Origin of the sequence: Alexandriicola marinus (assembly GCF_004000435.1) — a bacterium.
GTDB lineage: Bacteria > Pseudomonadota > Alphaproteobacteria > Rhodobacterales > Rhodobacteraceae > Alexandriicola > Alexandriicola marinus.
Map to the genome: position 1 here is coordinate 1 of NZ_RBVZ01000040.1, position 5,876 is coordinate 5,876.

Sequence of the window (5,876 nt, forward strand, 5' to 3'; positions counted from 1 at the left end):
ATGACGCGGGCCAACCGGCAGGGGCAGGGGGCTGATGGTGGCACGCGTGCCGAGTTCACCGAACTACGCCTTGCGCAGATGCGCGGTCTGGCGCGGTTCATTCTGGATTCCGCTGACGAGATCGACCTGCTCCTGCGGCGCCGTCGAGACGCGATGCAGCTCGAGGCTACGGCCGCGCTGAGGGAGTTTGCCCATGCGGCTGAATGATGCCGTCCATGCCGTCACGGGCGAGGTCTTTCGGGATGGCTGGAGCCGCGTCCGGGGCTCGATGCAAGGGCTGCACGTGGCCAAGCAGAGCCAGCTTGTGCGCGCGGCTGCGGGGCATCGGCCAGCGGTCTTCAAGGCGATCCGGGGCGGGGGTACGCATACCAGATCACAGCTCGCAAACCAGCTCGATTACCTCACCACCAAGTCCACCCATATCGTGGACAGTAGCGGGTTCCTGGATGGCAAGACGAAGCTCGAGGCGGGTGACATCAAGGACCTGACGGAGCGCTTTGCCAAGCGGTGGGACGCGGGCTTCAAGCCCAAGCTCGGCCAGACGACCCATATGCTCATGTCGTTCCCCATCGGCACGCGCGGGGAGGATGTGCGCGACATCGCGACGGATGTGGCCGAGCGGTTCTTCCAGACCGACGCGGGGCATTTCGACTACATCATCGCGGTGCATGAGGACCGCGATCATCCCCATGCGCATCTGGTGCTGAACCGCGGCTCGCAGGAAGGCGAGTTCTTCTTCCTCGGGCGCAACCATCGCTTCAACTATGACGACTTCCGCCTCGCCATGGTCGAGGAGGCCGAAAAGTATGGCGTGCGCCTGGAGGCCACGCGCCGGGTGGATCGCGGGGTTGTGCATTACCCAGCCCGGACCAGCGAGGTCTACGCGGCCAAGGACGAGGGCCGCGCGCCGCGCGAGCGCGACCGCGTGGGGGAGGACCTGACGCGGACGCTGGCCGAGATCGCCAATACCAGGACCATCTACCACGCGCTTGCGGTGGAGGCCTCCCGCGAGGCCCGCGAAGACATCGCCGACGCGCTCTTCCGCGCGGGCGAAGTGCTGGCCCGGGGCGGCCAGGTGGAGCGAGCAGGAGACATCTACATGGCCGAAGACCAGTCGTTCGAGGACCTGAGAAGCCTCTATGCCGAGAAGCTCGGGCGGGTTCAGCGCATGATCGCCGAGAAACCCGATGCGGACCGGCCCGCCTTCGAGAAAAACCTCAACGCGATCCAGAGGCAGGTCCAGCACATGCAACCGCTCGGGCTGCGCTCGAATTCGCTGATCGAACCGCCCTCGGAGGGCGGGGTCTATTCGGAGGCCAATATCCGGAAGGGCCAGCTCGAACGCCTCGCCGAGCCGCGCGTGCGATCGCAGATCGACACTGCCCTGCGCGGGACCGGGATCAGCACCTCCGAGGTCGTAGCGCGTATCCAGGCGGGCGCCCCGAACGCGGCGCTGGAGCATCAATGGATCGCTGCCGATCTCTCCAAGGTGGCCGAGGCGCGGGACCTCAACCTCGAGCGCCGCGCCGATCTCGAGACCGCACGGGACATCCTGAACGACGCGCATGTGAAGCTCGGGACCCTGCTGGAACGCGAAGGCGTGCTCGTGAAGGACGGTGTCATGGAAGACGAAACCCCCCTGGAGCGGTTCCACTATGATGCCGAGGCCCTCCGCAGGATGGAGGCGACTGTCCGGACCGAGATGCGGTCCGAGGGTCTCAGCTACGATCAGGTCGACGCGCGGGACTGGGAGGTCACAAATCGGGCGGAACGCCGGATTGAGCTCGAGCAGCGGGAATATCTCGCGCAGCATCCCGAATTGTTGGCCAAGCCCGGGGATGTGATCGACCGGACGCAGCCCTACCGGGAAGAGATCACGGATGATCTGCGCGCCGCGGCCATCACGAAGGAGGTGGACGCGATCATGGCGACGCGCGGCTCCCGAACCCAGATCGCGGAGGCCGTAGCGGATGAATTCCGCAGCCGCTATCCCGACATGCCCGATCACCTCGCCCGCGGACTTGGCGCCACCTACGCCTCCGTCGACCCATTGGCAGAGCGCGCGCGATATGAAGGCCAACGGGTTTTTCGGGGCGCCGGGGACCGGGTTCATCCTCGGCAAGCTGGGGCCGCCGGGGTCACGCGCGCAATACATCTGCTCCAAGGTCTTCCCCCATGCACTGATCGTGGCGCCGACCGGCCGCGGCAAGACTTCGGGGTTCGTGATCCCGAACCTGCTGACCTGGCAGGGGTCCGTCGTGACGCTCGATGTCAAGGGGGAGTGTTTCGAGGCCACGGCACGGCACCGCGCCGCCCAAGGCGACAAGGTCTATCGCTTTGCCCCCACCGATTGGGAGGGCAAGCGCACGCATCGCTACAACCCGCTCCTGCGCATCTATCAACTGAAAGATCCTGCCCGCCAGCAGATGGAACTGCAGCTCCTGGCGACGCTCTTCCTGCAAAGCGACAATGACCGGGTGCAGGGCCTCCTCAAGGGCGGGATCGATCTCTTCGTGGCGGCAGGGCTCTTGGCCTTCCAGCGCAAGCGCCCCACCTTGGGCGAGATCTACCGCATCGCCGCCTCGGGCGGGAACAAGCAGAAGGAGTATTTCGCGCGCGGCCATGAGGTGGATAACAGGGCCGCCAAGCTGATCTTCACCCGGCTGGCCTCGACCAACAACGATACGCTGACCTCTTACGTCTCGCTCCTGATGACCTCGGGGCTCGATCAATGGCAGAACCCGGCCATCGATGAAGCGACGGCAGTCTCGGACTTTGATTTCCGCACGATCCGCAAGAAGCCCTTTTCGGTTTACCTCGTCGTCCAGCCCCTGATGGTGAAACCCCTCGCGCCGCTGATCCGGCTCTTCTTCTCCGACCTTCTCTCGGCCATGCAGGAAAAGGATCCCGGGCCAGACGAGCCCTGGCCTGTGATGATCATGCTCGATGAGTTCAATCGCCTCGGCAAGATGCCCATCGTGGTCGAGAGCATCGAGACCCTGCGGACCTATCGTGGTCATCTGGCCGTGGTCACCCAAACCATCCCCGCCCTCGATGAAATCTACGGCGAGAACACCCGCCGCGCTCTGCAGGGCAACGCGGGCGTGAAGCTCTACCTGACGCCCTCCGATGAAAAGACAGTCGAGGAGCTGAGCAAAGCCGTCGGCAAGACCACGAAGACCGTCGTCACGCGCTCGCAGTCTATCGGCAAGAATCCCTTCGAGGGCCGAAGCCAATCCACGCGAACCGAAGAGAGCTCTCTGCTCCCTGAGGATGAGGCCCGCCGCCTGCCACTCGACGAGATCGTCATGGTCATCGATGCGCAAATGCCGGTCCGCGCAAAACGGATTCAGTATTTCGACGACCGGCTGTTCAAGGCAATCCATGCAGCGCAGACGGGCGAATTGCCGTTTCCGGAGCTGGGGGGAGGTGGACCGCAGGGCGATCTGCCGCTGAGTATGCGCGCCATGCCGATGACGCCGCCACCGGACGGGCCCCGTGGAACTGAAACCGATGTGGTGGCCGGACGCCAGGCTGCTGATGGCCAATCGTCAGAGCAAACCCATGTCGCCCCAAAGAAGACTGCGCCTGTCGTTCAAGCCGTTGTCGCAGAGGAACAACGACAGATGGAGTTGGATTTTGGGGGTCCAGTCACGGATGCCGAGGCAGCGAGCGCGGTGGGTGAGGCGCAGATGCGCTCTGCTGTCGATGGTCTCGATATGTTGGAGGCGACTATGGAGCGGAGCAAGAACGGCGTACGAGAAGGGATTTAGTTATTCATATGGGTTCGTAGTTTGTTTTCGCGCGCTCAAGCCGTGCGCCTACGGTATCCAACCCCCATCGACGATCAAAAAAGAATTCCAGAGCTTTTCTGGTTTCGACACGAAGCCATTCGCCTTCAAAGCCGAATTCACGTCTGACCACCTTTGCTTGCTCTTCTGAAAGTCCTGTCTTTGGTCGCAGCCAGATGATTGCCCGAGTGTTCCAATCCACATCCTCCGGCAGAGGCTTGTCTATGATTTTCTCCTCGAAAGAGCTGTCAGGATCGATACGGATCGGGAGGTAGTTCCGATATTCACTGTGCTTGAAGCTGTGGGCACGCACGTGCACGCTTTCACCGTCAGACGTGAAGCGGGTCGGTGCGATCCACTGCCCTTCGTCGGCACCGGACGACATTGATGTGTATCGTATGTGGATGGTTTTCCCCAATCGGATTGCCTGGTGAAGCAGCGCGATGGTCCTCCGATCTGCCTTGCGTTCCGGTCGTGGCAGCGCGGAAGATGGCGTGCTTTCATCACAGCTCGTCAGGATAGCGAAGGCTTCGGTCAGGCCGGAAGGTGCTAAAGACTCGTGCTCACTCGCAGCTATGTATGTCTTTCGAACTGGATCATAGGTTGGCGGTGTACTGTGCTCGAGACCGAGATAGACACGGAAGTCCAGCGCTGCCTGCGCTGTCGAAATGCCGAAGCGGTCGATCAGGTCCTTGCGGTTTGCCATGCCCCGCCAGGTCAGGCAGCGGTCCAGAAAGATCAAGCGCTCTCTCTGCGCATGTTTGAGGTCGTCGAGCTTCATGTGCGCATCCCTACCTTGACTCTCGCCTACATGTCCATCTAGAAATTATACGAATAAAAAATATATGGACTATTGTCATGAGGATTCTTCACACTGCCGACCTCCATCTCGGACGTCAGTTCAACGGGATTCCTCTCGATGCTGATCATGCAGCAATTCTCGACCAGATCGTTTTGGCGATCACCTCCCGCGGCGTCGATGTTCTTGTGATTGCAGGAGATATTTTTGACCGGGCTGCCCCGCCAACGTCTGCTGTGCGGCAGTTTAATGGGTTCTTGGCGCGCGTCGCCTCGGAGACCGACGCGGCCGTAGTGATAATCGCCGGCAATCACGACTCTGGTGATCGAATCGCATCCATGGCGATTATGACAGACACACGACGCGCTTTAATACGTGGTGCAATCAGTGCGGACGAGAAACCTCTGGTCCTCAGTGATGCACACGGACCGGTGGCGTTCACAGGGTTGCCCTTCGCTTATGAGTATGCCGCCCGCGAATGCTTCGCCGTTGATGGGGAAGACGGCCCCGCTCCTGAGAAGGGACCGTATACTGGTCCTACTTTGCAGAAGGAGCATTCGCATGAACCCAGCCACCGTGGGCCTTGATCTGGCCAAGAACGTGTTTCACGTCCATGTCGCCGACGCGTCCGGCAGAACACTCGAAAGCAAGCGGCTTACGCGTCGTGAGCTTCTACCTTTCTTCGAGTCGTTGCCCTCTTGTCTGATAGGTATCGAGGCGTGTGCGACTGCCCACAACTGGGCCCGTCAGTTGCAAAGGCTCGGCCATGACGTGCGCCTCATTCCTCCAAGTTACGTAAAACCCTTCGTGCGGCGGGGAGCGAAGAACGACGCCACTGATGCGGCCGCCATTTGTGAAGCGGTGACCCGCCCCAACATGCGCTTTGTCCCAATCAAATCGCGCGAAGATCAGGCATTCCTGATGCTGCACAGAGCCCGAGGGCTTCTGGTCCGACAGAGAACGATGGCAGCTTGTGCATTCCGGGCGCATTTGGCCGAATATGGAGTTGTCGTCCCACAGGGTAGGCACCGGGTCGATGCCCTCGTCGCAAAGCTGGACGAGATACGAGAGGATCTACCGGAGGATGCCTGCTTCGCTTTGGATGCTCTCGTCGGGCAACTGGATGCGCTGAATCAGCAGATCGATGGGATGGACATCCGGTTAGCGGAGATCCACAAAACTAATCCGATCTGTCGCTTGCTTGCGACCATACCGGGGATCGGGCCGATTACCGCAACGGCCTTTGCCGCGACTATCCCGGTGGCCTGCCCCCATCGGGTGGTCCG

General features: G+C 61.6%; 3 protein-coding genes and 3 pseudogenes. 5 read left to right on the forward strand and 1 reads right to left on the reverse strand.

The window, feature by feature from the left end:
• The 3 pseudogenes from EP376_RS22420 to EP376_RS22430 form a co-directional block, all read left to right on the forward strand.
• Positions 1-207 (forward strand): annotated as a pseudogene (locus EP376_RS22420) (transposase); the annotation flags it as partial.
• Positions 194-2,044 (forward strand): annotated as a pseudogene (locus EP376_RS23600) (relaxase/mobilization nuclease domain-containing protein); the annotation flags it as partial. The pseudogenes EP376_RS22420 and EP376_RS23600, both read left to right, overlap by 14 nt.
• A 1-nt stretch (position 2,045) precedes the next feature.
• Positions 2,046-3,773, forward strand: a pseudogene (locus tag EP376_RS22430) (type IV secretory system conjugative DNA transfer family protein); the annotation flags it as partial.
• Positions 3,774-3,777: 4 nt separating this feature from the next.
• Here the strand turns inward: EP376_RS22430 and EP376_RS22435 are convergent.
• Positions 3,778-4,572 carry a BrxR family transcriptional regulator gene (locus EP376_RS22435; RefSeq protein WP_127657700.1) on the reverse strand — a complete coding sequence of 265 codons (795 nt, stop codon included), beginning with the start codon at positions 4,570-4,572 and terminating at the stop codon, positions 3,778-3,780.
• A 77-nt stretch (positions 4,573-4,649) separates the two neighbouring features.
• Between EP376_RS22435 and EP376_RS22440 the strand changes: the two genes are divergently transcribed.
• Together EP376_RS22440 and EP376_RS22445 are read left to right on the forward strand one after the other, a co-directional pair.
• On the forward strand, positions 4,650-5,177 hold the full coding sequence (locus EP376_RS22440; protein ID WP_238928958.1) for a metallophosphoesterase family protein: 528 nt from the start codon (positions 4,650-4,652) through the stop codon (positions 5,175-5,177).
• A partial coding sequence (locus EP376_RS22445; protein ID WP_164745057.1) for an IS110 family RNA-guided transposase occupies positions 5,152-5,876 on the forward strand: 725 nt, incomplete at its 3' end. The genes EP376_RS22440 and EP376_RS22445, both read left to right, overlap by 26 nt.